This window comes from Ruegeria sp. CDSC045 (genome assembly GCF_059610725.1).
Map to the genome: position 1 here is coordinate 51,651 of NZ_JBXWOE010000005.1, position 21,198 is coordinate 72,848.

At 55.0% G+C, this 21,198-nt stretch carries 24 protein-coding genes; 14 read left to right on the forward strand and 10 right to left on the reverse strand.

The window, feature by feature from the left end:
* Nucleotides 1-12: 12 nt before the first annotated feature.
* A complete protein-coding gene (locus AC2FH6_RS10820) occupies nt 13-633 on the reverse strand; it encodes a glutathione S-transferase family protein (protein WP_496702516.1) in 621 nt (206 codons plus the stop codon).
* Between the two features lie 356 nt (nt 634-989).
* Here AC2FH6_RS10820 and AC2FH6_RS10825 point away from each other — a divergent pair, with 356 nt between their 5' ends.
* Nucleotides 990-1,277, forward strand: coding sequence for a hypothetical protein (locus AC2FH6_RS10825; protein WP_496702353.1), 288 nt, complete (start codon nt 990-992; stop codon nt 1,275-1,277).
* 188 nt (nt 1,278-1,465) lie between these two features.
* On the opposite strand, the gene AC2FH6_RS10830 is transcribed toward AC2FH6_RS10825, so the two are convergent.
* From AC2FH6_RS10830 to AC2FH6_RS10865, 8 genes are all read right to left on the reverse strand, one after another.
* On the reverse strand, nt 1,466-1,909 hold the full coding sequence (locus tag AC2FH6_RS10830) for a YqfO family protein (protein ID WP_496702351.1): 444 nt from the start codon (nt 1,907-1,909) through the stop codon (nt 1,466-1,468).
* Nucleotides 1,910-1,989: 80 nt separating this feature from the next.
* Entirely contained in the window at nt 1,990-2,694 is a 705-nt protein-coding gene (locus AC2FH6_RS10835; protein WP_496702519.1) for an ArsR/SmtB family transcription factor, read from the reverse strand.
* Nucleotides 2,695-3,040: 346 nt separating this feature from the next.
* Nucleotides 3,041-3,850 (reverse strand): NAD-dependent epimerase/dehydratase family protein, encoded by an 810-nt coding sequence (locus tag AC2FH6_RS10840; protein ID WP_496702521.1) that lies wholly within the window; start codon nt 3,848-3,850, stop codon nt 3,041-3,043.
* The gene (locus tag AC2FH6_RS10845) at nt 3,838-4,740 is read right to left on the reverse strand and encodes a hypothetical protein (RefSeq protein WP_496691435.1); all 903 of its coding nucleotides are present in this window, start codon (nt 4,738-4,740) and stop codon (nt 3,838-3,840) included. The genes AC2FH6_RS10840 and AC2FH6_RS10845 overlap by 13 nt, the downstream gene beginning before the upstream one ends.
* 52 nt (nt 4,741-4,792) lie before the next feature.
* Nucleotides 4,793-5,788, reverse strand: a complete 996-nt coding sequence (locus tag AC2FH6_RS10850; protein ID WP_496702523.1) for a substrate-binding domain-containing protein — start codon at nt 5,786-5,788, stop codon at nt 4,793-4,795.
* Nucleotides 5,789-5,844: 56 nt separating this feature from the next.
* Entirely contained in the window at nt 5,845-6,831 is a 987-nt protein-coding gene (locus AC2FH6_RS10855; protein ID WP_496702727.1) for an ABC transporter permease, read from the reverse strand.
* A gap of 2 nt (nt 6,832-6,833) precedes the next feature.
* The gene (locus AC2FH6_RS10860) at nt 6,834-8,399 is read right to left on the reverse strand and encodes a sugar ABC transporter ATP-binding protein (protein ID WP_496702525.1); all 1,566 of its coding nucleotides are present in this window, start codon (nt 8,397-8,399) and stop codon (nt 6,834-6,836) included.
* 136 nt (nt 8,400-8,535) lie between these two features.
* Nucleotides 8,536-9,207 (reverse strand): GntR family transcriptional regulator, encoded by a 672-nt coding sequence (locus AC2FH6_RS10865; protein ID WP_496702527.1) that lies wholly within the window; start codon nt 9,205-9,207, stop codon nt 8,536-8,538.
* Between the two features lie 92 nt (nt 9,208-9,299).
* On the opposite strand from AC2FH6_RS10865, the gene AC2FH6_RS10870 reads away from it, so the two are divergent.
* From AC2FH6_RS10870 to AC2FH6_RS10930, 13 genes are all read left to right on the forward strand, one after another.
* Nucleotides 9,300-10,184, forward strand: coding sequence for an SMP-30/gluconolactonase/LRE family protein (locus AC2FH6_RS10870; RefSeq protein ID WP_496702528.1), 885 nt, complete (start codon nt 9,300-9,302; stop codon nt 10,182-10,184).
* Nucleotides 10,185-10,210: 26 nt separating this feature from the next.
* On the forward strand, nt 10,211-11,245 hold the full coding sequence (locus AC2FH6_RS10875; RefSeq protein WP_496702530.1) for a sugar ABC transporter substrate-binding protein: 1,035 nt from the start codon (nt 10,211-10,213) through the stop codon (nt 11,243-11,245).
* Between the two features lie 84 nt (nt 11,246-11,329).
* Nucleotides 11,330-12,853 (forward strand): sugar ABC transporter ATP-binding protein, encoded by a 1,524-nt coding sequence (locus tag AC2FH6_RS10880; RefSeq protein ID WP_496702532.1) that lies wholly within the window; start codon nt 11,330-11,332, stop codon nt 12,851-12,853.
* Nucleotides 12,850-13,851 (forward strand): ABC transporter permease, encoded by a 1,002-nt coding sequence (locus tag AC2FH6_RS10885; protein WP_496702533.1) that lies wholly within the window; start codon nt 12,850-12,852, stop codon nt 13,849-13,851. Before AC2FH6_RS10880 ends, AC2FH6_RS10885 begins: the two co-directional genes overlap by 4 nt.
* 1 nt (nt 13,852) lies before the next feature.
* Nucleotides 13,853-14,641: an SDR family NAD(P)-dependent oxidoreductase gene (locus AC2FH6_RS10890; RefSeq protein WP_496702535.1), complete on the forward strand. Its 789-nt coding sequence runs from the start codon at nt 13,853-13,855 to the stop codon at nt 14,639-14,641.
* A gap of 22 nt (nt 14,642-14,663) precedes the next feature.
* A complete protein-coding gene (locus AC2FH6_RS10895) occupies nt 14,664-15,158 on the forward strand; it encodes a lactoylglutathione lyase family protein (protein ID WP_496702537.1) in 495 nt (164 codons plus the stop codon).
* On the forward strand, nt 15,151-16,182 hold the full coding sequence (locus tag AC2FH6_RS10900; RefSeq protein WP_496702539.1) for a C-terminal binding protein: 1,032 nt from the start codon (nt 15,151-15,153) through the stop codon (nt 16,180-16,182). The genes AC2FH6_RS10895 and AC2FH6_RS10900 overlap by 8 nt, the downstream gene beginning before the upstream one ends.
* A gap of 12 nt (nt 16,183-16,194) precedes the next feature.
* Nucleotides 16,195-16,884, forward strand: a complete 690-nt coding sequence (locus AC2FH6_RS10905; protein ID WP_496691446.1) for an RraA family protein — start codon at nt 16,195-16,197, stop codon at nt 16,882-16,884.
* Complete coding sequence (locus AC2FH6_RS10910; protein WP_496702541.1) at nt 16,865-17,785, forward strand: 2-dehydro-3-deoxygalactonokinase; 921 nt, start codon at nt 16,865-16,867, stop codon at nt 17,783-17,785. Before AC2FH6_RS10905 ends, AC2FH6_RS10910 begins: the two co-directional genes overlap by 20 nt.
* Nucleotides 17,782-18,408, forward strand: coding sequence for a 2-dehydro-3-deoxy-6-phosphogalactonate aldolase (locus AC2FH6_RS10915; protein WP_496691448.1), 627 nt, complete (start codon nt 17,782-17,784; stop codon nt 18,406-18,408). Before AC2FH6_RS10910 ends, AC2FH6_RS10915 begins: the two co-directional genes overlap by 4 nt.
* Complete coding sequence (locus AC2FH6_RS10920; protein ID WP_496702543.1) at nt 18,405-19,106, forward strand: SDR family NAD(P)-dependent oxidoreductase; 702 nt, start codon at nt 18,405-18,407, stop codon at nt 19,104-19,106. Before AC2FH6_RS10915 ends, AC2FH6_RS10920 begins: the two co-directional genes overlap by 4 nt.
* A gap of 9 nt (nt 19,107-19,115) precedes the next feature.
* Entirely contained in the window at nt 19,116-19,634 is a 519-nt protein-coding gene (locus tag AC2FH6_RS10925; protein ID WP_050606110.1) for a 2,4'-dihydroxyacetophenone dioxygenase family protein, read from the forward strand.
* Nucleotides 19,615-20,028, forward strand: a complete 414-nt coding sequence (locus AC2FH6_RS10930) for a methylglyoxal synthase (RefSeq protein WP_496702545.1) — start codon at nt 19,615-19,617, stop codon at nt 20,026-20,028. Before AC2FH6_RS10925 ends, AC2FH6_RS10930 begins: the two co-directional genes overlap by 20 nt.
* A gap of 24 nt (nt 20,029-20,052) precedes the next feature.
* On the opposite strand, the gene AC2FH6_RS10935 is transcribed toward AC2FH6_RS10930, so the two are convergent.
* Nucleotides 20,053-21,198 (reverse strand): alpha-hydroxy acid oxidase, encoded by a 1,146-nt coding sequence (locus AC2FH6_RS10935; protein ID WP_496702547.1) that lies wholly within the window; start codon nt 21,196-21,198, stop codon nt 20,053-20,055.

A 21,198-nucleotide genomic window follows, 5' to 3' on the forward strand; every position in this document is an offset into this window, starting at 1 on the left:
GGTATCGCGTCTTTAACCTGCGATGCTGGGCCGTGCCGAGACCTTTGCCCGCCATGCCGCCAGATTGGAGAGTGTTTCTGGAATGTCGACCTTGGCAAAGTCCGCAAAGGCAAGACCGGCAAACGCCGTGATATCAGCAACCGAAAACTCAGAACCTGCCAGATATTCATTGTCAGCCAGAACTTCATCCAAGTAAGCCATTGTCTGACCAGCAACTTGCTTTTGCTTGTTACCCCATTCAGCACATTGATAGGTCTCAAGGTCTGGACCAAGACCTGGTGTGGCATGGTGAAAGTAGGTTCCCACAGCATTCAGCAGACCATTTTCTGCACGCAGGTTCATCATCGAAATTTGCGCACGTTGTTTTGGTGTCTCTCCGGTCAGCGACGGGCCTTCGAAATGATTGTCGATATATTCTGTAATCGCATTGCACTGCGAAATATGTGTACCGTCCGCCAGCTCAAGGCAGGGCACAACGGCATCGGGGTTCTTGGCTTTGAAGGCCTCGGTGCGATGTTCGCCACCCATCACGTCAACCGGAACGAATTGGACCTGGTCTGTTGCGCCTTTTTCAGCAAGCGCAATGCGCACACGTGCGGGGTTTGGGAAACCCTCAGTATCATAGATTTTCATGTTGTCTCTCCTTGGGAACAAATACCAACCTACTAGTTGGTAGACATCTTGGACAAGATATACTTTGGTCGTTGCGATCACAAAGTTGTTACGATGATAAGTTCAGCAGCCTCTGGGTTTGATGCCAGCTTCCTTCGAGCGGTCATTTGTGTCGTCCTAAAGAATGACAATAAAGTCCCTCAATGTGTGAGTTCGAGCAGCGCCAAAGTTTGCACTTGCAGCGAATGACCGGAATGCGGGCTGCGACCGCAGAATGCCAGCAGGGTGCCGAATGTCTCTTATGGGCCGAACCAAGAGTTTTCTCGGTCTGCTAGAATGCCCCCTGAGACGCATACGAAAAACCTACGGTACCCGATATGCCACAGCTGATGAACCTGCATGAGCTCATTAAAGATCAGGACCTGGCACCCGACCTCATCGGGCATATTGATGGACTTTTGGTGTTAAAAAGCAAAACCAAGGAAATGGGCCGTGGACAACGCATAGCGATCCTTGACGATTTAATACACGATCAAATGGCGTGGGCAGCCGTGGTGAAAAAGAACGAAGATCGCCTCGACCTCATGGCCGAGGGTAATAACTTGCTGCGGTACATCGTTAGGGAAAATGCCACGGCCAGAATTGCCATTATCGAAGGCATGTGACAGCAGATCGGGCATTCAACGAGAGACCGGTGCATATAACACCCGAACCGCGATGTGCAGGAGCTTTCCGCTATTGCCTTGTTTCCAGGAAATCAAAACCGGACCCTAGTACAGCGTGCGGCGAAGGTTCCAAAGGAGCCCTTCCTACTTATTCGTTGGGGTTCGGAGATTGCTGAGTTCAACCTCACTTACCAGTGCTCTTTTGGCACCCAATCTTCGGTCTCGTTGTTCCAGAACCTGTTAGGATTGTCCTCGTCCATTCCCCGGATATGGAGCGTCCGCATGCACGGTTCTACGAAGATCACCGGCTCTTCGTAGGGGTGTGATGAATAGATGTTTCTTAGAACCTGCACGGTTTTGGCTTCGTTACTGTCCAGAAAGAATGACAGTTCCACACAGGGTACCTCGACAACCTTTGAGGTTGCCATATTGCGCCCACTCCCCAGGGATCTGAATTTTTGCATTCCCGGCGCGGTCTGATAGGTGACGCAATCGTAGTCGCCATATTTCAGAACGTCATCGACCAGAACCGCGTCAATGATCTTTTGCGCATGTGTATCTGGCACCTGGACAACGATCCGCAGACCGTTTTCGGGAACGAACCTGTCATTTTCGAGTTTGGGCAATGTCATGTTTATCTCCAGCAGCTTCTGCCGAAATAGCTCGTATTGGCGATGCTGTGGAAAATGAAGGTTCGTTATCGGCCGAACTGTCAATTGTCGTCCGAGCCGTCCAGAGTCTTTTTGCTCAGGCCAAACCAGCGTTCGAGCGCATCGAACCCGTCGTCGGAAATGGTAAGAGCGCGACTACCGGTCCTGCGCTCCAGCCAGTTCGCTGTCAGTGACTTCTGCATGATCGCTGTGGCCAGCGGGCCGGAAATGTGGTGCCGACGCTCTGTCCAGTCAAGGCAGAGTTTTGCCGGAGGTTTCCCCGATGAAACAGGTGGCGGCTCGATCCCGATATCATCGAGGAAATCCTGATAGTGAGGTCCGGATGTCAAAGCGTCATCTTTGAGATTCAGCACATTGAGGGCAACAAGGCGCTTCGTCATCAGGACGCCGAGCTTACCAGCGATATGATTGTAGCAACTGCGTGCGCGTTGTGTGTCTGTCGCGATCCGGCCGGGCCGAGACAGGTGGTCGGTCGGTGACAGGGTAGCCAATCCTTCCAGCACCTGGGCAACGTCAGCGCTTGCCACCCAGTGATAAACATGCCGACCGCTTCGCAAAGAAGCGGTCAGACCGGCAATTTCGAGTTGCTTCAAATGGGCACTCGCGGTCTGCGGGCTTATCTTGGCCGCACAAGCCAGCTCTTTGTTGGTGAATGCGCGCCCGTCCATCAGTTCGCACAGTATGCGGGATCGGCTGGGATCGGCGAGCGCGGCCCCGATTATATCCAGTCTCGGTTCGATTGCCATGCAAGACAGATTAAAGACAGAAAATGAATGCAGCCAGTAATAACTGTTCGATGGCGAACGAAATGAGCTTTAAAGCGGACGCTGATCATGTGTCTGTGTTTGTCCCGCTAGAGAGCCACTGGCATTAGTCCCACTGAATCGCCACTACTCAACCAGAGATCGCTTCACATAACACCGGTTCAGCGATGTTCGCAGTTTGTTAAAGCGCAGCGATTCAGCCGAAGATTGCGAAATCTGCCGCTCATGACGTGGGGCGTTGACAACCGCAATGCGAACAACGCTTACCTCAAGGCTAGGTTTCGGAAACTGAATGCCCAAAGCAACAACAATGTCTGGGCCTTGTACTTTACCAATCCGGAAAACGTGTGGTGAAATAATTTGGGATACGGACTGAAAACAGGCGCTTCAGCGCAGACCTAAAGGCAATGCCTGTGGTAACTTTTGCCGGGCTCCCATCTTTCGGAGAATAGCCGATCACTTTCTGCGTTTCGGTGATATCCCAACGCATGCCCGGGTTATTCGACATCAAGTTCAGTGCTGCAAAGGAAACGTCTTTTGCATCAATTGCGGCGCGCATGCCGCTTAGGAAATCCCGATCGCTCAACCACATTTCCTGGCCCCATCGGCCCATCGCCATATGCGTGCCGGGTTGGTTGTCGTGGGTCCATTGCGTCCAGCCAATACGCAGGCAAATGACAGACAGTCCGTGATGCTCGGCGAAGTAAGCCCCTGTCTGTTCACAGAACAGTTTTGACATTCCGTAGGCGTTCACCGGGCCAGGTGGTGTCTTACTGTTGAGCGCTTCATGCGTGAATCTTTTGTCGCCATGGATCCAATTGGAACTGGCAAGAACCACGCGACTGACACCCATGGCGACCGCATGGTGATAGAGTGTAAGGGTTGCATCCATATTGTGCTTGATCGCTGAGGGCCAAGTGGCGGCCGGCTCTCTGTCACCGGCAAGATGCACGACTACGTCCACGTCCTCGAGCAAGCTGATCCAACTGCTATCATCAGATAGATCCGCAGTGTGAATATTGGGATGATCGGCGGGTCGGATGTCGATGCCGGAAACCGTGTAGTCGAGATCACTTTCGAGCGTGTCGAACAGTTTGCGCCCAAGATGTCCACCAGCGCCTGTGATCAGGACATGCATAACAGGAATTCCTTGTTGCTTGTAAGACCCGCTGGCATTTGTGGCTGGTCCTCGTCCGTCAAGACGCGGAACATCTGCCTAAAACTCAGCGTTTCATTTGGGGCGAGGTTGTGCACGGGGGAGTGCCACTCTGCTTCACAGTAGGCGTAATCGCCTGAATTGAAGACCTCGAATGGATAGTGATGCGCAAATCGGTCACCTTGCCGAGGTTCCGGTACTGAGCACATCAACAAAGGTCCATCCGTTCCGCACTTTATCAGCGTCCGGCTGTTGGGGTTCGGAAGTCCGATCTTGAATTCCTGCAGTCTGCTACAATCCACGACAGTGCTTCTGCTGTGCGTTGCAACCATCTGTTCGGCAGAGCCGAAAACAGGATAAAACGCAGGATGATCCATTTCGGCGCCGATCTTGGTTGGGGTGTTAAGCATCATGACCGACCAAATGCCAGTCAAACGCGAGGAAGTTCCATGATTGGCAACGATATGTTCAATGTCCCAGCTGTTTTCAGAAGTCAGTGTGATGCGACGCGAAACAGATAAGTGAGATATGGGACAGACGGCGCTGGTCATGTCGATGCGAGTGCTGGTTCTAGAAGTGATCTGATAGGAGCCGCTGTCCAGCACGGGAAACGGAGCGCCGTTTTCCCAAGACGAGTCCGGGGCGATCCATGTCTTCTCGCCTCCCCAAAGTGGAAAGCCAAATTGTGGAGAGCGTGTAGGCAAATCGGCGAGCCGGGTGTCGTCGATCTCCACTCCGTCAAGATCTGGGTTTTGAAAGAGGAGTGAGCTCCCTTGAAAACTCACGTCCCACAGACGGCCGCCGATGCCTGGCAGGAGTGTCAGTCGCAGATCACACTGCTGTAGCTGAAGAACACTCCATCTGTCCGGCATGTTTGCTCCCTGACGGTGTTCCGGCGCGACATGGCCGCGCCGGGATGAAAATTTAGACGTGCTTAAACTGTGCGACATTCTCGGACGTGATCGGCATCACCCCGGTTTCGACGCGTTCAGGCAGCGGGTTGATCCCGGCGGCCTTCCAATCCGGCAAGACCTTCAACGCATCGGTATTTTGCCAATGCATCATGTGGAAGGCGAGGAATATCTCCAAATAGGACTTCTGAGCCACAGCACCGTGTATGGTGCCGTCTTCGATGTAGGGCAGCATGTCGTCATTACGATCCATCGCGACGATCTTGATGTCCTTGCGACCCGCCTCGTTGACCGCAATCGCAGCGCCTTTGCCGCTGTCGCCGTCTGTGCCGCCAATGCCAACAATATCGGGGTTTGCCTGAATGGCTTGAAGATAGGCTGTCGGAGCATAGGACGGGTCGGCCTTGTCGTTCACAACATCGACGACTTCGATATCCGGGTATTTCTCAGCGAAGATTTGTTTGTAACCCTCGACCCGCTCCAGCGTGGAAGGAGCGGGAAACGTGCCGAGGATGACCTTCCCCTGGCCGCCAATCGCTTGCGCCAGCATCTCGCCGCCGACACGTCCTGCCTGAACGCCGTTGATGCCAAGGAACGTGGATCGGGGGCTGTCGGGGATGTCACCTATACAGCACGTGATTGGAATCCCGGCCTCGACCGCGCGTTCAACGCCGGGTGCCAAAGTAGCCGGATCACCGGGGAATATGAGGATACCTGCGGGGCGTCTGGCGATCAATTCGTCCAGTTGGCGTGCTTGCGCTGCAGTGTCAAAATCTAGGGGGCCCGTGAACGTGGCCTTGATGCCCATCAACTCCTCAAGATCTTCCATCGCGTTGCGATAATCCACCCAGAACGGCACTTGTGTGACGATGGACAGAAAAACGTATTCCTTGCCAGCGGCTTGCGCCATGGCTTCCTTGGACAGCATGGGCAGTCCGAAAGCGGCGGCCAGTCCCGCAGTCGTGCCCGCTGTCAGCAGCTTGCGCCGATTTACTTTCAATTCGGTCATCGTAGTCTCCCTGTTTTGGATCTTTGGTTGTTGTTGAGTTTTGGAGAGCTTCGGGACTAACCCCGTTTGCTTCGGATCAGCATGTCCAAGGCGACAGCTGTAACGAGTACACCGCCGATGACGATCATCTGCCAGTAGATCGATACGGCCAGCATCGTCATGGTGTTGTTGATTAACGCGACGAAAACGACGCCAAGGAAAGCTCCAAGGATAGTGCCTTCTCCTCCTCGTAATGATGCGCCGCCGATGACGGCAGCCGCCAGAACTTGCAGTTCGATGCCATTGCCGGCCGTGGGCGTACCGCTCATCAGGCGGGAGGCCAGCAAGACACCCGCCAGAGCAGCCAGAATACCGGTCAGTGCGTACAGAATGATGCGCACGCGTGTGACGTGGATGCCCGATAGCATCGCGGCTTTTTCATTGGCACCAATGAAATAGACCTGACGGAAGAAACGCGTATGGCGGACGGCCAGGTCAAACAGGATCACCAGCAGAATGGTGAACAAGACAATCACCGGAAAGCCGCTGATGTCAGCTTTGCCGATCCAGGCGAAGGACGCCGGCAGGCTGGATACTGAAAACCCCTCGGTCAATACGAGGGCAATACCGCGTGCGATCGACATCGTTCCGAGCGTTGCTATCAACGGATTGATCCCGAGGCCGGTCACCAGCACTCCGTTCACCACGCCCACCATGCCACCTAGAATGAGCCCGCATGCTACGGCGAGCGGGATTGCCAAACCGGTCAAAAGCAGCATGGCGACGACGGTGGAAGACAGGGCCATCACCGAACCAACCGACAGATCGAAACCACCGGATGCAAGCAGGATTGCCATGCCTATCACAATGATCGCGGTCGGTGCCATGCCCACGGCCACCGCGCGAAAATTCGAGAAACTCAGGAAGTAGGGGTTGATGTTGGACATCACGATGATGATGGCGGCGATCAGGACGATCAGCGTTAACTCACGAATATCAACAAAGGCTTGCAGGACACGGCGCAACAGGGGTGGTTTCATGGTCAAATTGGCTTGAGCTGTCATGGTCACGTCGCGACTCCTGATTGATTGGTTTGGGTTGCATCCACCGATGGAACAGAGTTTCCGGCGGCCAATTGAAGGAGCGTGGTCTCGGTTGCGTCGACCGCCGCAACATCGCCCATGAGGCGACCGTCGTGAACCACAAGAATGCGCGTAGAGAGAGAGACAAGTTCAGGGAAATCGGATGACACCACGAGGATGGCCATACCTTCGGCGGCTCGACGTAAAAGCTCTGTGTGAATCTGAAATTTAGCCCCGACATCAACACCTTTTGTGGGTTCCTCGATGATCAGAAGAGCTGGAGAACGTTTGAGCCATTTGGCCAGCATGATCTTTTGCTGGTTGCCCCCTGACAGATCGCCAACAAGTTCGGTAATCCCGCTGGTTTTGACACTGAAGGCGTCAATGGCGGCCTGGCTCGCAGCTTTGATTGTGCTGGCACGTATGAAACCGACAGACGTGTGTTCGGAAAGACTGGCTGCAATCAGGTTGTCGCTGAGCGATTGTTCCAGAAATAGACCTTCGGTCTTGCGTTCCTCGGGGACAAACCCGACACCAGCGCGCATCGCTTGCCGCAAGGACGCAAAGTTGACTGGCTTGCCATGCAATCTGATTTCGCCTGTCGCGCCATGCATCAATCCGGCGATGGACCGGACAATCTCGCTGCGGCGGGCACCCATTAGACCGGCCATACCAACGATCTCTCCGGCTTTTATGGAAAACGAAATGTCTTCAAACTCGCCGGGGTGCGTCAGGTTCTTCACATTCAAAACCTCGTTGCCGCCGCCTTGATCCGAACGGGTGACATCACCGGGATGTGCGCCGCCGATCATCTCGGCAACGACCTTTTCCTGGGAGGTTTCTGACACGGGCAATGTGCTGATGCGGTGTCCGTCGCGCAGAACAGTGATGCGGTCTGAAATCTGGAAGATCTCGGCCATGTGGTGACTGACATACACGATGCCAATCCCCTTCTTTGTAAGGGACTTTAAGACGTCGAATAGTGCGTCCACTTCATCGGGTGCCAATGCTGAAGTTGGCTCATCCAAAAGCAGGACGCGGGAGTTCAGTGACAACGCCTTGGCAATTTCTACGATCTGGCGGGAGCTAATCGGAAGGCCGTCAACCGGCATGGAAACATCAATATCCAGACCGAACTCCGCCAACAACGCTTCCGCCCGACGACGCAATTCAGGCCAGTTGACGACACCCAACCGGGTGGGCACGCGGCCTGCGAAGATGTTTTCCGCTACGGAGAGGGCACCGGCGAGGCTGAGTTCCTGAAAGACACAGCCAATACCGAGTGATTGCGCATGTGATGGGCTTTCAATCAGCTGCTCGTTGCCATCGCACAGGATTCGCCCGGCTGTGGGCTGGTGAAGTCCATAAAGAAGACCGAGGCAGGTGGATTTCCCAGCACCGTTTTCACCACAAAGCGCGTGAACTTCACCGGGTCTCAACTCGAAGTCGACACCGTCCAAAACAATGTTCGTTCCGAAGCTTTTGCCAACCGCTTCCAGTTGAATCAGTGGCTGTGACCTCAGTGCGCCATGTTCCATTGCAGGTGTCATACAAAGCTCCTCCCGCTTTTTGATTGGCATCTGATATCTCAGATGTCAATCAAAAAGAGATAGCGGTGAAGCGGAACAAGAAAGGGGCGGTGCCGACATGGCCCGCCCCCCTTCAAAAACTCAGCTGTTCTATGCGTCAGGGCGCAACGGCTCCTTCGAGAACGATTGCAGCGCTCTTGTAGGCCTGCCGTGTGCGATCAATATGTGCCGTAAGAAGGGATTTAATCTTGGCCATGTCCGCTTCGCGCACTGCAATCGCAATCTTCGCATGTTCATCAAAAGAGAGTTCGGTGTGCTGCGGTAGCTTCGCCAGGTGGGTTCGCAATGCTGCAATCTTACCGATGTATCGGGTATAGCTAGCCGTCAAATAATCGTTCCCGGCATGTTCGAAGATCAACTGATGAAACGTGGTATCTAGTGAAAGGTAGCCTTTCTCGTTGCCTCGCCTGCGTTCTCGCTCCATTTCCGTCACGACACGTTGCATTTCACTGGCCAGTCCTTTCGGGTCACGCGACAATGCCAGTTCGAAGGCGGCTGTTTCAATCGCTTGTCTGAAGTCGCAGATCTGGGTGACTTCCGGTTCGGACAAGGAAAACACGCGTGCGCCTTTTTGCGGTTCGATACTGACCAACCCTTCGTCACGCAGTTGAGCGAGCGCCTCGCGGACCGGTGACTTAGACACGCCCAGTTCTTCGGAGATTTTTCGCTCCGACAAAACCTGACCCATCTTCAGGGAGCCATCGATAATGCTGTTCCGCAAATGCTCCAGTGCGAGTTCACGCAATGATTTGGGTCTCTCAAGGGCCATCTGGGGATATCTCCAAAAAAGGTGTTGCCAGATGCAAGATATCTGATACACCAGATTAGGCAAGCTGGTATATCAGATATCAGAAAGCGATAGTGGAGGTCAAAAAATTGCGCGCAGAGTTGGTGGTCGACTGCAAGAACCAGCACGGGGAAGGGATTTTCTGGAACCCAACCGATGGGCTTGTCTGGTGGACCGACATCGAAGGCAGCGCGCTTTTCTCATTTGATCCGGTAACTTCGAAATGCACGTCTCATCAGGTGCCAGAGCGCATATGTTGCTTTGCTCCGCGGATCTCTGGAGGGCTGATCGTTGCTTATGCAGATCGTGTCGTTTTGCTCGATCAGGCCATGAAAGAAGAATCCCTCGTCACCCGATTCGAGTCGAATAACCCGGAGACGCGGTTGAATGACGGGCGGACTGATCGTCAGGGGCGGTTGATTGTCGGGGGGATGAACGAAGTCTCGGGTAATGCCGATTCGTCGGTTATTTGCGTCGACACGGATCTGAACGTGCGCACAATTATCGAAGGGGTGTCTTGCGCCAATTCGACCTGCTTCACGGCGGATGGAACTACAATGTTCTTTGCCGATACCCCGGATCGGGAAATCGTGGCGTTCGACTACGACACTGATAGTGGATCTGTTTCGAACCGTCGGATGCATGTTTCTTTCGAGGACGAACCTGGCCTGCCCGATGGGTCCTGCGTGGATGCAGAAGGCGGTGTCTGGAATGCCGAATGGGAAGGTCATCGCGTTGTGCGCGTTGCACCCAACGGCACGATCAATCGCGTAATCGAGGTGCCGGTCTGGAAGCCCACCTGTTGCGCATTCGGCGGTCCAGACCTCGACACGCTTTTCATTACGACATCGCGGTTAATGAGTGACGAAGCCGCTTTAACAAAAGAACCGGATTCCGGCGGTCTCTTCGCCGTGAAACCCGGCATTCGCGGCGTGATCGACACGCCGTTCAACGGATAACCAACGAATTTCTGGAGGAGAAAACAATGTTGAAAACGCTTATGAGCACTACGCTTGCCGCGGGATTCGTCACGCTGGCAACAGTCGTAATGGCCGAGAACTATCCGACACCGGTGCCGTTGCAGGACGGGGCACAGGCTGCGATTGATGCGATTGAACCCAAGAATGACACGTTCCGGATCGCGTATATGCCACCGGCGACCGAGTTCAACTACTACATCGCCATTGGTGAGGGCATCAAAGCGGTCGCTGCGGAGGCCGGGGTCGAAGTCTTCATGCTCGCGCCTCAGTCTGGCGCGGATATCAACGGTCAGATGGGTATGATCCAGGATGTACTGACGCAGGATGTGGATGCGATTATCTTTGGAACGCATGATGAATTTGCTGCGGCGCCGCTACTTAAGCAGGCCGTTGACAAGGGCATGGCTGTTTTGATGATTAACTCGGACATCCCGAACTTTCCGACTCCGATCCACGGTGTGGTCGGGTATTCTCAGCGCAATGGGACTCAAGCCATCGCTGATTGGGCCGTCGAGACCTATGGCGATCAACCATTGAAGGTCGGCATCATCGAAGGGCAGCCAGGGTATCACTCAACCGAGCGGGTCGGTGGCTTTCTCGACGGAATTGAGGGCAACGACAACTTTGAAGTCGTTGTATCCATCGATGGCAAATGGAACGTCGAAGGCGGCAACACAGCTGGCATGGATATCCTGCAGTCGAACCCCGATCTCAACATGATCTTTGCTGCGAATGACTACATGATCATTGGAGCATCCTTTGCTGCGAAAGCACTCGGCCGTAATGACATCGTTCTATTGGGCAATGATGGCGACACGTCCGGCCTTGAAGAGATCGCGGCGGGCAACATCACGGCAACCGTCAACACTTCACCATTCCTGATGGGTAAAGCGGCAATGCACGCCACTATTGATGCGCTTAACGGGTCTTATCCCGGTGGCTGGATCGAAACGCCCACATCGATTGAGGACAAGGATGGCGCGATCAGTGTGCTGCAAGAGCCTGAAAAGCTCTTCCCACAACCGTCCAAAGAATACTGAGCCATCTCCCCGCATCCCGGTGGCGCGCGTGCGTGCTGCCGGGTTGCAAACCAGCCGAATTTCATTTTTGTCGAGGCAATCGCAATGACACCCGCAACGCCCCTTTGGGAGTTTGTCGATATTACCAAGGCCTATCCCGGCGTCTTGGCGAACGACAAGGTCTGCATCCGGCTTATGCCCGGTTCCATTCATGGGCTGCTGGGCGAAAACGGCTGTGGCAAGTCCACGATGATCAAAACCTTGTCCGGCGTACAGCAACCAGATAGCGGCCAAATCCTGTACAATGGAAAGTCTGTCACAATCAGCGACCCGCAGGCGGCGCGCGATTTGGGCATCGCGACAGTTTTTCAGGAATTCTCGATCGTGCCGACCTTATCGGTTGGCGAAAACATCTTCCTTGGCAATATGCCTCGGTCTCGCTTTGGTGTGATCGATTGGGCCAGGGTCTACGATGAAGCCGCCCGCGTGTTGGCGGAAATGGATGTCGATGTTTCACCCGAAACTATCACCGGTACGCTGTCGGTAGGCGAGCAACAGTTGGTCGAGATCGCGAAAGCCATCGCGATGGATGCCCGCATGATCATCCTTGATGAGCCAACTGCGGCATTGGGCGAAGATGAGATTGAGCGCCTGCACCAGCTTCTGCGAAATATGCGCGAACGCGGCACTGCCATCCTCTATGTTTCTCATAGGCTGGATGAGGTTGAGCGGATCGTCGATGAAGTGACGATCTTACGCAACGGATGCGTTGTGCGCGCAAGTGGTGAGACCAAGATCACTGTCTCTGAGATTGTCAGCGCCATGGTTGGTGAAGACATTGGTGAGCATTATCCCAAAGAGCAGAACGCCACCGATGATATTGTGCTGGAGGCGTCCGGTCTGGCCACAAAATCAGGTGTGAAAGATGTTTCGTTTTCACTGTGCCGAGGCGAGGTTTTAGGCTTGGGTGGCGTCTTGGGCAGTGGCCGCACAGAAATTGCGCGCGCGCTGTTCGGGACCGACGAATTGATTGCCGGGCAAGTAACGCTGAACGGCAAACCGGTTCACTTCCGCCGGGAAATCGATGCGATCCGTGCTGGATTGGCCCTCGTTCCGGAAAACCGCAAGTTTGACGGGTTGTTCTTCAACTTTCGCGCAAGCGGGAACGTCACTGCAGCGTCTTTAGGCGAGCTAAGCCGGTTCGGAATCTTGAACCTTAAGGTGGAAGATCAAGCCACCCATGATCTGATCCGCGATCTGGAAATCTCGACCCAGGCCGAAGGAAAAACGGTCAATTTACTGTCTGGTGGCAATCAGCAGAAGATCGTGATCGCGCGCTGGCTGTTCTCTGCCTCGGACATCCTGATCCTCGATGAGCCGACACAGGGGATCGATATTGGCGCCAAGATCGCCGTCTACAAGCTGATCAACAGGCTCACCCGTGCGGGAAAATCGATCATCTTGATCAGTTCGGACCATGACGAGTTGCTGGCGATGAGTGACCGGATTGCCGTTGTACAACATGGCACAATCGCGCGCACGGTCGGTGCATCTGAGCTTACTCATGACGATCTAGTGCGCGCTTCCGCCGACATTCCCCATTCCAAGCCTGAGGAGGCTTTCGCATGAAGCGGATCTTTGACACTCAATTGATTGGGCCATTTGCAGCCATGGTGATCGTCGCCCTGATTGTCGCCCTTACGACAGAGCGCTTTCTGAACCCAGGCAACCTGTCGAACCTGTCCTTGCAGGTGAGCATTGTGGCGTTGATTGCAATTGGATCTACCATCGTGATTTTCGCGGCGGGCATTGATCTGAGTTCAGGGTCGATGGTGGCCTTGCTAACCATGATCCTTGCGCAGTTGTTGAAATTCATCGGTATTCCGTTGGTTTTGGCGCTGCCACTCATTCTCTTTATTGGCGGGTTGCTCGGTCTTTTCATCGGATTGATAACCGCCTACGGGCGCATTCCGTCGTTCATCACCACACTGGCGGCATTGATTGCCTTTCGAGGCCTTGCGCTGATCTTCAACAATGGCTCGCCGATCTTTTCGCTGGATCCAGCGTTGGAGCCGATCTTTTACGGTAAGCTGTTCGGCGTTCCGTTGCCGTTCTTCTACCTCGTGTTCTTCTATGCCCTTGCCGCGTTCACGATGAACTTCACAAAACTCGGCCGAGAGATCTATGCCGTGGGTGGCAACCCAGCCGCTGCCGTTCTGACGGGCATCAACGTGCGTAAGGTGCAGACGACGACGTTTGTCATCGCAGGTTTCATGACGGCTGTCGGGGCCATCCTGATGTCGGCGCGCCTCAATTCTGGTTCGCCCAACTATGGCCAGACGCTGGAGCTGCAGGCAATTGCCGCCGCCGTGGTTGGCGGGGCCAGCCTTGCAGGCGGTCGTGGAAACATTCTCGCCACGCTGATGGGAGCGATGACAATCGTTATCGTCCAGAATGGTCTGAACCTGAACGCCGCACCATCTTCTGTTCAGAACATCGTGCTGGGCCTGATCATCTTGATGGCCGTTGGAATAGATATGTGGCGCGCGGAAATCTCTACGTTGATGGGGCGCATGTTCGGCCGCTTGTCATCGCAGCAATCATCAAACGTTAAGAAGGAGGCTTGAGATGGATCTAGGTCTCAAGGATAAGCTGGTCCTGGTGACCGGTTCAGGTTCCGGTATCGGCAAAGCCACTGCCCTGCTTTACCTGGAAGAAGGCGCCCGGGTCATCGTGCATGGCCTAACCGAGGCGGAAGTGTCCGCCTGCGTCGATGACCTGTCATCTCTGGGCGAGGTTGAAGGCATTGCGGCCGACCTAACAAAAACCGCTGATGCGGAAACTCTGGCGGATTTCGCGCAAGCGCGCGGTACAGTTGATGTGCTGGTGAACAATGTCGGCATCTTTTCGGTCAAACCGTTTGAGGATCTGACCGATGACGACTGGATGCATTACTTCAACATCAACGTCCTGTCCTCCGTTCGGATGAGCCGGATTTTCCTGCCCGAGATGCTACGCCGAGGGGAAGGGTCCATCATAAACATGGCCAGCGAAGCAGCGGTCAAACCTCTACCCCAGATGGTGCATTACTCCGTTACTAAAACTGCCATGTTAGGTCTCACACGTGGCATGGCAGAGTTGACAAAGGGGACGAAAGTCCGGGTTAACTCAATCCTGCCCGGTCCAACCTGGACCGAAGGTGTCGAGGCCTACTTTGACGGCCTCGCCGATCAAAAAGGTGACCCGCTCGACATGATCGTCGACAATTACTTCAAATCGGATGAGCCAACCTCCCTTATTCAACGCTTCGTCCAGCCAGACGAGGTCGCCCGCATGATCGTCACAATCTCGGCCAGCACTGCCTCCAATGGTTCTGCGCACCGGATCGAAGGCGGCATCGTACGTAACATTCTTTAACTGCTAACAGAAGGATCCTGCCATGGCCGCTCTTACATTCTCTCATATCGGCATCACGGTTCCAGACCTGGAAAAAGCCGTGGAGTTCTATTCCAAAGCATTTGGTCTCTACGTGTTGATGGAGCCAACCGAAGTACTACACGACGAAAGCGCCATCGGTCAGATGTGCGATGATGTGTTCGGAGAAGGCTGGGGAAGTTTTCGCATCGCCCATTTGTCGATGGGGGATGGTGTCGGTATCGAGTTGTTCGAATTCCCGAAAACTGTCGAAGAGGAGCGCCCGTTTGAATACTGGCGGCGAGGCTTGTTCCATTTCTGCGTGCAGGACGAGGATTTGGAAGGTCGCATCAAGGTCATCGAAGATCTGGGGGGCCGCCAGCGCATGCAACAGGTGCGTAAGTACTACCCCGGCGAAAAGCCCTATCGCATGGTCTATATGGAAGATCCGTTTGGGAATATCTTTGAGCTCTACAGTCACTCGTACGAATTGACCTATTCGGCGGGTGCCTATGACTGATCTCGCTGGCATTGCTCCTAAAACGGACAAACCCAAGGTCGTGATCACCGATTACGATTTTGGTGACGTCTCCGTTGAGAAGGAAATCCTGGAAGCCGCCGGTGCCGAAGTGATCGCGCTTCAGGCCAAGCGTCAGGAAGACCTGTTCGATGTCGCGCCGCATTGCGCTGCGATGATGAATCAATACGCTCGGATCGGGAAAGAAACAATCACGCGGATGCAAAAGTGCGAGGTCATCGCGCGATATGGTGTTGGCGTGGATATCGTAGATGTCGGCACGGCGACGGACAAAGGCATTCTGGTCACCAACGTGCAAAACTACTGTACCGAGGAAGTCGCCGATCACGCGATTGCCCTTTGGCTCACCTTGGCTCGCAAGCTGCCGGACTATGATCGGGCCACGCATGCGGGGGTTTGGAAATGGCAAAGTGGGCAGCCTGTTTACCGTCTGCGCGGACGCACGATGGGTGTTGTTTCGCTGGGTAAAATCGGGCAAGCCATCGTCGCGCGGGCGCAATCCTTCGGGGTTACCGTCATTGCATTTGATCCGTTTTTACCCCGAGAAGTAGCCGCGAAGTTTGGGGTCGAGTTGGTGAGCAAACCCGAGTTGCTGGCACGATCTGACTATGTCCTGATGCAGGCACCGATGACGCCGGATACGCATCACTTTCTGTCTGACGCCGAATTCTCCGCCATGAAACCGGGCGCGATACTTGTGAACACCGGGCGCGGGCCCACAGTTGACAACAAGGCGCTGTTCCGGGCGCTGACAGAGGGTCGTCTGGCCGCAGCGGGGCTCGACGACCCCGAAGAAGAACCCGCCAAGCGTGCAAATTGGACGCCCGATGACAACCCGCTGTTCACATTGCCCAACGTCCTCGTGACGCCGCATTCAGCCTACTATTCCGAGGAATCCATACACGCAGCGCGGGTCACCGCGGCCACGCAAGTGGCCAAGGTCCTGACAGGGCAAAAACCCGACTACACCGTCAATGCTGACGCATTGGCTGTATCTACCGCATAATAGGAGAATAGAATGCCAGAAGTCAGCACGGACCTTAGGGTTTTCAATGATTTTGAAAGAAGCCCGGAACTGCTCAAGAAATTCGACAAGGTGTTAGAGGCGTACTCTGCCGCAGCCATTTTCGCGGATGTGCAATACCGAACTGGTGTGATGGATAGCGCCATCAAGCCAGCTTTCCGCGCCAAGGTGACAGGCCAGGCCGTGACGGTTCAGCTTTCAAAAGGCGATCTGGTGGACCCTTTGAAAGCGCTTGAAATGGGACAACCCGGGGATGTGATCGTCGTGGACGCGGGTGGTGATCGTCAAACGTCAGTTTGCGGCGGTTTAATGGGCGGTCTCGCCAAGAACCGTGGCATCCGCGGCATGATCGTTGATGGCACCGGGCGCGACACAGACGAACTGGAAGACATCAACTGGCCAATCTGGACGCGTGCGATCACGCCGCGTGGGACGCACACGATGTTCTCAGAACGTAAAGAAGAGCTTTCGATCAATGTGCCAATTGCCTGCGGAGGCGTCGTCGTGAATCCTGGCGATTTCATCGTAGCTGATCTGATGGGTGTCGTCGTGATTCCACAGGAAATCGCCGAAGAAACCGTGCGCCTTGCTCAAGAGCAAGCTGACCGTGAGGAGGAAACCCGTAAATGGGTGGCCCAAGGCAAAACCGTCGAGGATCTGCTGAATGAATTCGGTCGCATCTGAGCCAGCGCTGATCGGCGTCGATTGGGGCACTTCATCGTTCCGTGCTTTTCTCATTGGAGCAGAGGGCGAGGTGATCGACGGGGTCTCGTCGCCTGAAGGCATAATGCAGGTTGCGGGTCAAACCTTTGAGTCGGTTCTTGATCGTCTTATCGGCCCTTGGGTTGCCAAGGCAAACCTGCCTATCCTGGCATCTGGCATGATTACCAGCCGCAATGGCTGGGTTGAAACGCGCTATGCCGAAATGCCGCTCGGCGCGGGCGGTCTTGCACGGGCTCTGGTCCCTCATGACGCAACCAGTGGAGCACGCATTCACTTTGTAACGGGTGCTTCGACCGAACATGCCGGATGTCCGGACGTCATGCGCGGCGAAGAAACCCAGATCATTGGGGCCTCTTCGCTGGGCTTAAGCGAAGGTACGTTTGTGATGCCGGGAACTCACAGCAAATGGGTTCAGGTTGCAGGCGGGAAAATCGTGGATTTTTCGACTTACATGACGGGTGAGATCTTCTCTGCGCTGAAAGGGCACACAATCCTCGGGACATTGATGAAGGACGATACCTTCAGTGAGGAGGCGTTCACAATGGGTGTAAAAGCCGGCCTCGATGGAACGTCGAACCTGCTGCACAGCCTTTTCCATGTCCGGACTCTTCCTCTCATGGGCAAAATTCCAAAGGTTGCAACGGCTGACTACATGTCAGGTTTGTTGATCGGTACCGAAGTAGCTGCTGCAACGGGTGAATTGACCGAAGTTGGGACAATCACTGTTGTAGGACGTAGCGATTTGTCGGACCGCTACGAAATTGCTCTTCGAATAGCCGGTTTCGAAAGTCGTCGCGCGCCAGATGATATAGTGGCAAAGGGGCATTTCCTGATCGCACGCGCGGCGGGGTTACTCGGATGATTGACCTTACTGCAGCCCTTGCGGCAAATCCGCTGATTGCGATTTTGCGGGGGCTGGCACCAGAAAATGCGCGCCCGGTGTCTGATGTGCTCTTCAATGCCGGGTTTCGGATTATTGAAGTGCCGCTCAACTCACCGGACCCGCTGGACTCGATATCGCAGATCGTTGCGAAACATGGCGCTCAAGCCATAGTCGGCGCTGGCACAGTGTTGACCACGGATCAGGTCGCGGCGGCCGCAGATGCGGGCGGGCGCATCATCGTATCACCCAATATGAATCCGGACGTCGGGCGCGCGGCTGTCGCACGGGGTCTGATTTGGTGTCCGGGCGTCATGACCCCGTCCGAGGCCTTTGCGGCATTGGAAATCGGAGCCTCGGTGCTCAAATTCTTTCCGGCGGAAATGGTGCCCCCCGCTGCCATAGCGGCTATGCGCGCCGTATTGCCTGCAGACGCAGTCGTCGCTGCGGTAGGTGGCATAACGCCGGATACGATGGCGTCGTATCATGCTGCGGGTGCAGATGGATATGGGCTGGGCTCCGCACTGTTCAAACCGAGCTATACATTGGATGATATCGATAGGCGCGCGCGCGCCTTCACCAGTGTATTGGAGGAACTTGGATGAAACAGGCCCTTGTTACGGGCGGTACACGAGGGATCGGTGCGGGTGTTGCGCGATCGCTGGCTGAGGCAGGCTGGTCCGTCATCGCTGCATCCGCGTCCCAATCCGAGTTGGATGCGTTCGTGCCCCAGGACGGGATCAAGGTACAGACCCTGGATGTGACTGATCAGGTCTCCGTCGATACAGTGTTTAGCGATCTTACGCGCCTTGATGCTTTGGTGAACAGCGCAGGTATTCTTATGCGTGAAGAAGAATACGACATCGACGTATTTGCCAAGGTGCTTGATGTGAACCTGACCGGTACGATGCGCTGCTGTCTCGCCGCACATCCTTTGCTGGCGGAAACCGGTGGGGCCATCGTCAATACCGCCTCCATGCTCAGCACCTTTGGTGGGCCTTTGGTTCCAGCCTATTCCTCTTCCAAGGGCGGCGTTGCACAATTAACCAAGGCGCTTGCAGGTCGCTGGGCCGAAGACGGCATCCGGGTCAATGCCATCGCGCCGGGGTGGATCGAAACAGAGATGACCCAAGGCCTGCGGGAAGATTCCGCGCGAACAGCCGGAATCATGGCGCGCACGCCGATGAAACGCTGGGGAAAACCCGAAGAGGTTGGCGCGCTTGTGCAATGGCTTTTAAGTGAAAATGCCAGCTTTGTGACCGGATCGATCTATCCGGTCGATGGCGGCTATCTCGCTATGTGAGGAATATCAATGAATGACGACGACACCGCCCGAATGCCTTATCAATTGCCGTTCCCCAAGGATGCGCAAGAAGAGATCGTGATCCCGAACGCTATGAGTGAGGACGACAGGCTATGGGTTCCGCAGGCCGAAAACGTCTGGTTCCGGCCGCTCTGTCTGAACCGCTCGCAAGGCTATTGGATGAACCTTCTCAAAGTGCGCAAAGCTGGTGTTCTTTCACGGCACCGCCATCCGCAACCTGTCCACGGCTTTGTCTTGAAAGGGCGTTGGCATTACCTGGAACACGATTGGGTGGCGGAAGAAGGGGGTTATGTCTTTGAGCCGCCGGGTGAGACGCATACTTTGGTCGTCCCGGACGATGTCGAAGAGATGGTCACATATTTTCAGGTCAATGGCGTGATGTGCTATGTTGATCCGTGGGGCAAGGTTACTGGCTACGAAGATGTCTTTACCAAGATTGATCTGTGCCGAAAACACTTTGCGGAAGTAGGACTTGGAGAAGACTACGTTGAACAATTCATCCGGTGATGCGCCGCGTTTCGCGCTAGTGGCTCATGATGCGCGAAAGGACGAAATCGTTGAATGGGTGGGTCTACAACAGTCTCGCCTGTCCGGCGTGCAAGTCTTTTCGACAGGAACAACCGGCAGCCGCATTAGGCAAGCCTATCCAGAACTGGATGTGACTTGCCTGAAAAGTGGACCACTCGGAGGTGACCAACAGATCGGCGCCATGATCTGTGAAGATAAACTGGATGCGCTGATTTTCTTTGTCGATCCTCTGTCGCCCATGCCTCACGACGTTGATGTTAAGGCTCTGACCCGTCTCGCAACAGTGTATGATCTGCCAATGGCATGTTCGCGCTCAACCGCGGATCTGATCGTCAAGGGGCTGATTGACGAGGGTGACAACGCGCCTGCGTGATACGCCACGCGCCGCAAGCGCCGATCAGCCAGTTCTCAGAAGGTGCTCTGCCAGACTGCCGAGGTTTTCGCTGCCAAGCTGGCTCATGTTGGCCTCAATGTCAGCCTTCAGGATGTGAACGAGATGGTCGACCCCTCGTGCTCCGAACGCTGCAACGGCATATTGAAAGGCGCGTCCGACCATGACGAAATCTGCACCTTTCGCCAGTGCGCGCATGATGTCCAATCCCCAGGCCACGCCAGAGTCGTAGATCAGTGGCACATTTGTTCCGACTGCTTCGCGGATGTTCGGGAGTTGGTCAATCACAGCGGGTCCGGCTTCGAATTGACGCCCGGAGTGGTTTGAGACCCAGATGCAATCCACGCCCTCGGCCACCATTTTTTGCGCGTCCTCCGGCCGCAGAACACCCTTGACGATCAGGTGACCCTCCCATTCCTGCCGTAGTTCGCGCAGGTAGTCCCAATCTGGAATCCCACGGATCAGAGCGCCTGCATGGGTAAAACTTTCTCGTCCGCGGGTCGGGACGTAATCGTCAAAGAACCGCATACGTGGCATGATGCCCTCGCGAAGATGTGCAAGGCACCAGGCGGGTCGTGACGCCATTTCTGTCAGCGTGCGCAGGTCAGCTTTTGGAGGCACCGTCAGATTGGCGCGGCGTTGTCGTTCGCGCCGACTCTCTTCTGGAACGTCCACCGTGATAATCAGCGTATGAAATCCCGCTGCCTTAATCCTCGGCAGCATGGCGCGACGCAGATCGCCGGAGTTCACCGGGTAATGCTGAAACCATCCGTTTTTTCCAATGTAAGGTGCCACATCTTCCGGTGAAGCAACCGCCACGCTGGACAACGAAAACGGAATATTGTGAGCAACCGCAGCCTTTGCAAGCATCCGCTCTGCTCCTGCCCACATCAGGCCGGACATACCTACCGGTGCTATCCCGAATGGCAGATCGTAAGTTCTACCCATCAATGTAGTATGTAGGTCGGCCTTTGTTCGGCCGCATAGTACACGCGGCATGAATCCGATGGCATCAAGTGCGTCCCGGTTGACCTTCAACCCCAGCTCCCGGCCGGTCGCGCTGTCGAGGTATTCGAAGGCAAACTTCGGAATGCGCTTTTGTGCGGTTTTCCGAAGGTCTTCTATCGACGGGTGGGAAAGGTCCAGATCCAT

What these genes read in the sequence shown, in the direction of transcription:
- AC2FH6_RS10905 (WP_496691446.1), top strand. Translation starts at nt 16,195, where the DNA reads ATGCCAGAAGTCAGCACGGACCTTAGGGTTTTCAATGATTTTGAAAGA.
- AC2FH6_RS10885 (WP_496702533.1), top strand. Translation starts at nt 12,850, where the DNA reads ATGAAGCGGATCTTTGACACTCAATTGATTGGGCCATTTGCAGCCATG.
- AC2FH6_RS10920 (WP_496702543.1), top strand. Translation starts at nt 18,405, where the DNA reads ATGAAACAGGCCCTTGTTACGGGCGGTACACGAGGGATCGGTGCGGGT.
- AC2FH6_RS10910 (WP_496702541.1), top strand. Translation starts at nt 16,865, where the DNA reads ATGAATTCGGTCGCATCTGAGCCAGCGCTGATCGGCGTCGATTGGGGC.
- AC2FH6_RS10825 (WP_496702353.1), top strand. Translation starts at nt 990, where the DNA reads ATGCCACAGCTGATGAACCTGCATGAGCTCATTAAAGATCAGGACCTG.
- AC2FH6_RS10850 (WP_496702523.1), bottom strand. Translation starts at nt 5,788, where the DNA reads ATGACCGAATTGAAAGTAAATCGGCGCAAGCTGCTGACAGCGGGCACG.
- AC2FH6_RS10835 (WP_496702519.1), bottom strand. Translation starts at nt 2,694, where the DNA reads ATGGCAATCGAACCGAGACTGGATATAATCGGGGCCGCGCTCGCCGAT.
- AC2FH6_RS10935 (WP_496702547.1), bottom strand. Translation starts at nt 21,198, where the DNA reads ATGGATCTGGACCTTTCCCACCCGTCGATAGAAGACCTTCGGAAAACC.
- AC2FH6_RS10830 (WP_496702351.1), bottom strand. Translation starts at nt 1,909, where the DNA reads ATGACATTGCCCAAACTCGAAAATGACAGGTTCGTTCCCGAAAACGGT.
- AC2FH6_RS10880 (WP_496702532.1), top strand. Translation starts at nt 11,330, where the DNA reads ATGACACCCGCAACGCCCCTTTGGGAGTTTGTCGATATTACCAAGGCC.
- AC2FH6_RS10820 (WP_496702516.1), bottom strand. Translation starts at nt 633, where the DNA reads ATGAAAATCTATGATACTGAGGGTTTCCCAAACCCCGCACGTGTGCGC.
- AC2FH6_RS10855 (WP_496702727.1), bottom strand. Translation starts at nt 6,831, where the DNA reads ATGACAGCTCAAGCCAATTTGACCATGAAACCACCCCTGTTGCGCCGT.
- AC2FH6_RS10900 (WP_496702539.1), top strand. Translation starts at nt 15,151, where the DNA reads ATGACTGATCTCGCTGGCATTGCTCCTAAAACGGACAAACCCAAGGTC.
- AC2FH6_RS10925 (WP_050606110.1), top strand. Translation starts at nt 19,116, where the DNA reads ATGAATGACGACGACACCGCCCGAATGCCTTATCAATTGCCGTTCCCC.
- AC2FH6_RS10840 (WP_496702521.1), bottom strand. Translation starts at nt 3,850, where the DNA reads ATGCATGTCCTGATCACAGGCGCTGGTGGACATCTTGGGCGCAAACTG.
- AC2FH6_RS10895 (WP_496702537.1), top strand. Translation starts at nt 14,664, where the DNA reads ATGGCCGCTCTTACATTCTCTCATATCGGCATCACGGTTCCAGACCTG.
- AC2FH6_RS10915 (WP_496691448.1), top strand. Translation starts at nt 17,782, where the DNA reads ATGATTGACCTTACTGCAGCCCTTGCGGCAAATCCGCTGATTGCGATT.
- AC2FH6_RS10890 (WP_496702535.1), top strand. Translation starts at nt 13,853, where the DNA reads ATGGATCTAGGTCTCAAGGATAAGCTGGTCCTGGTGACCGGTTCAGGT.
- AC2FH6_RS10865 (WP_496702527.1), bottom strand. Translation starts at nt 9,207, where the DNA reads ATGGCCCTTGAGAGACCCAAATCATTGCGTGAACTCGCACTGGAGCAT.
- AC2FH6_RS10860 (WP_496702525.1), bottom strand. Translation starts at nt 8,399, where the DNA reads ATGACACCTGCAATGGAACATGGCGCACTGAGGTCACAGCCACTGATT.
- AC2FH6_RS10845 (WP_496691435.1), bottom strand. Translation starts at nt 4,740, where the DNA reads ATGCCGGACAGATGGAGTGTTCTTCAGCTACAGCAGTGTGATCTGCGA.
- AC2FH6_RS10875 (WP_496702530.1), top strand. Translation starts at nt 10,211, where the DNA reads ATGTTGAAAACGCTTATGAGCACTACGCTTGCCGCGGGATTCGTCACG.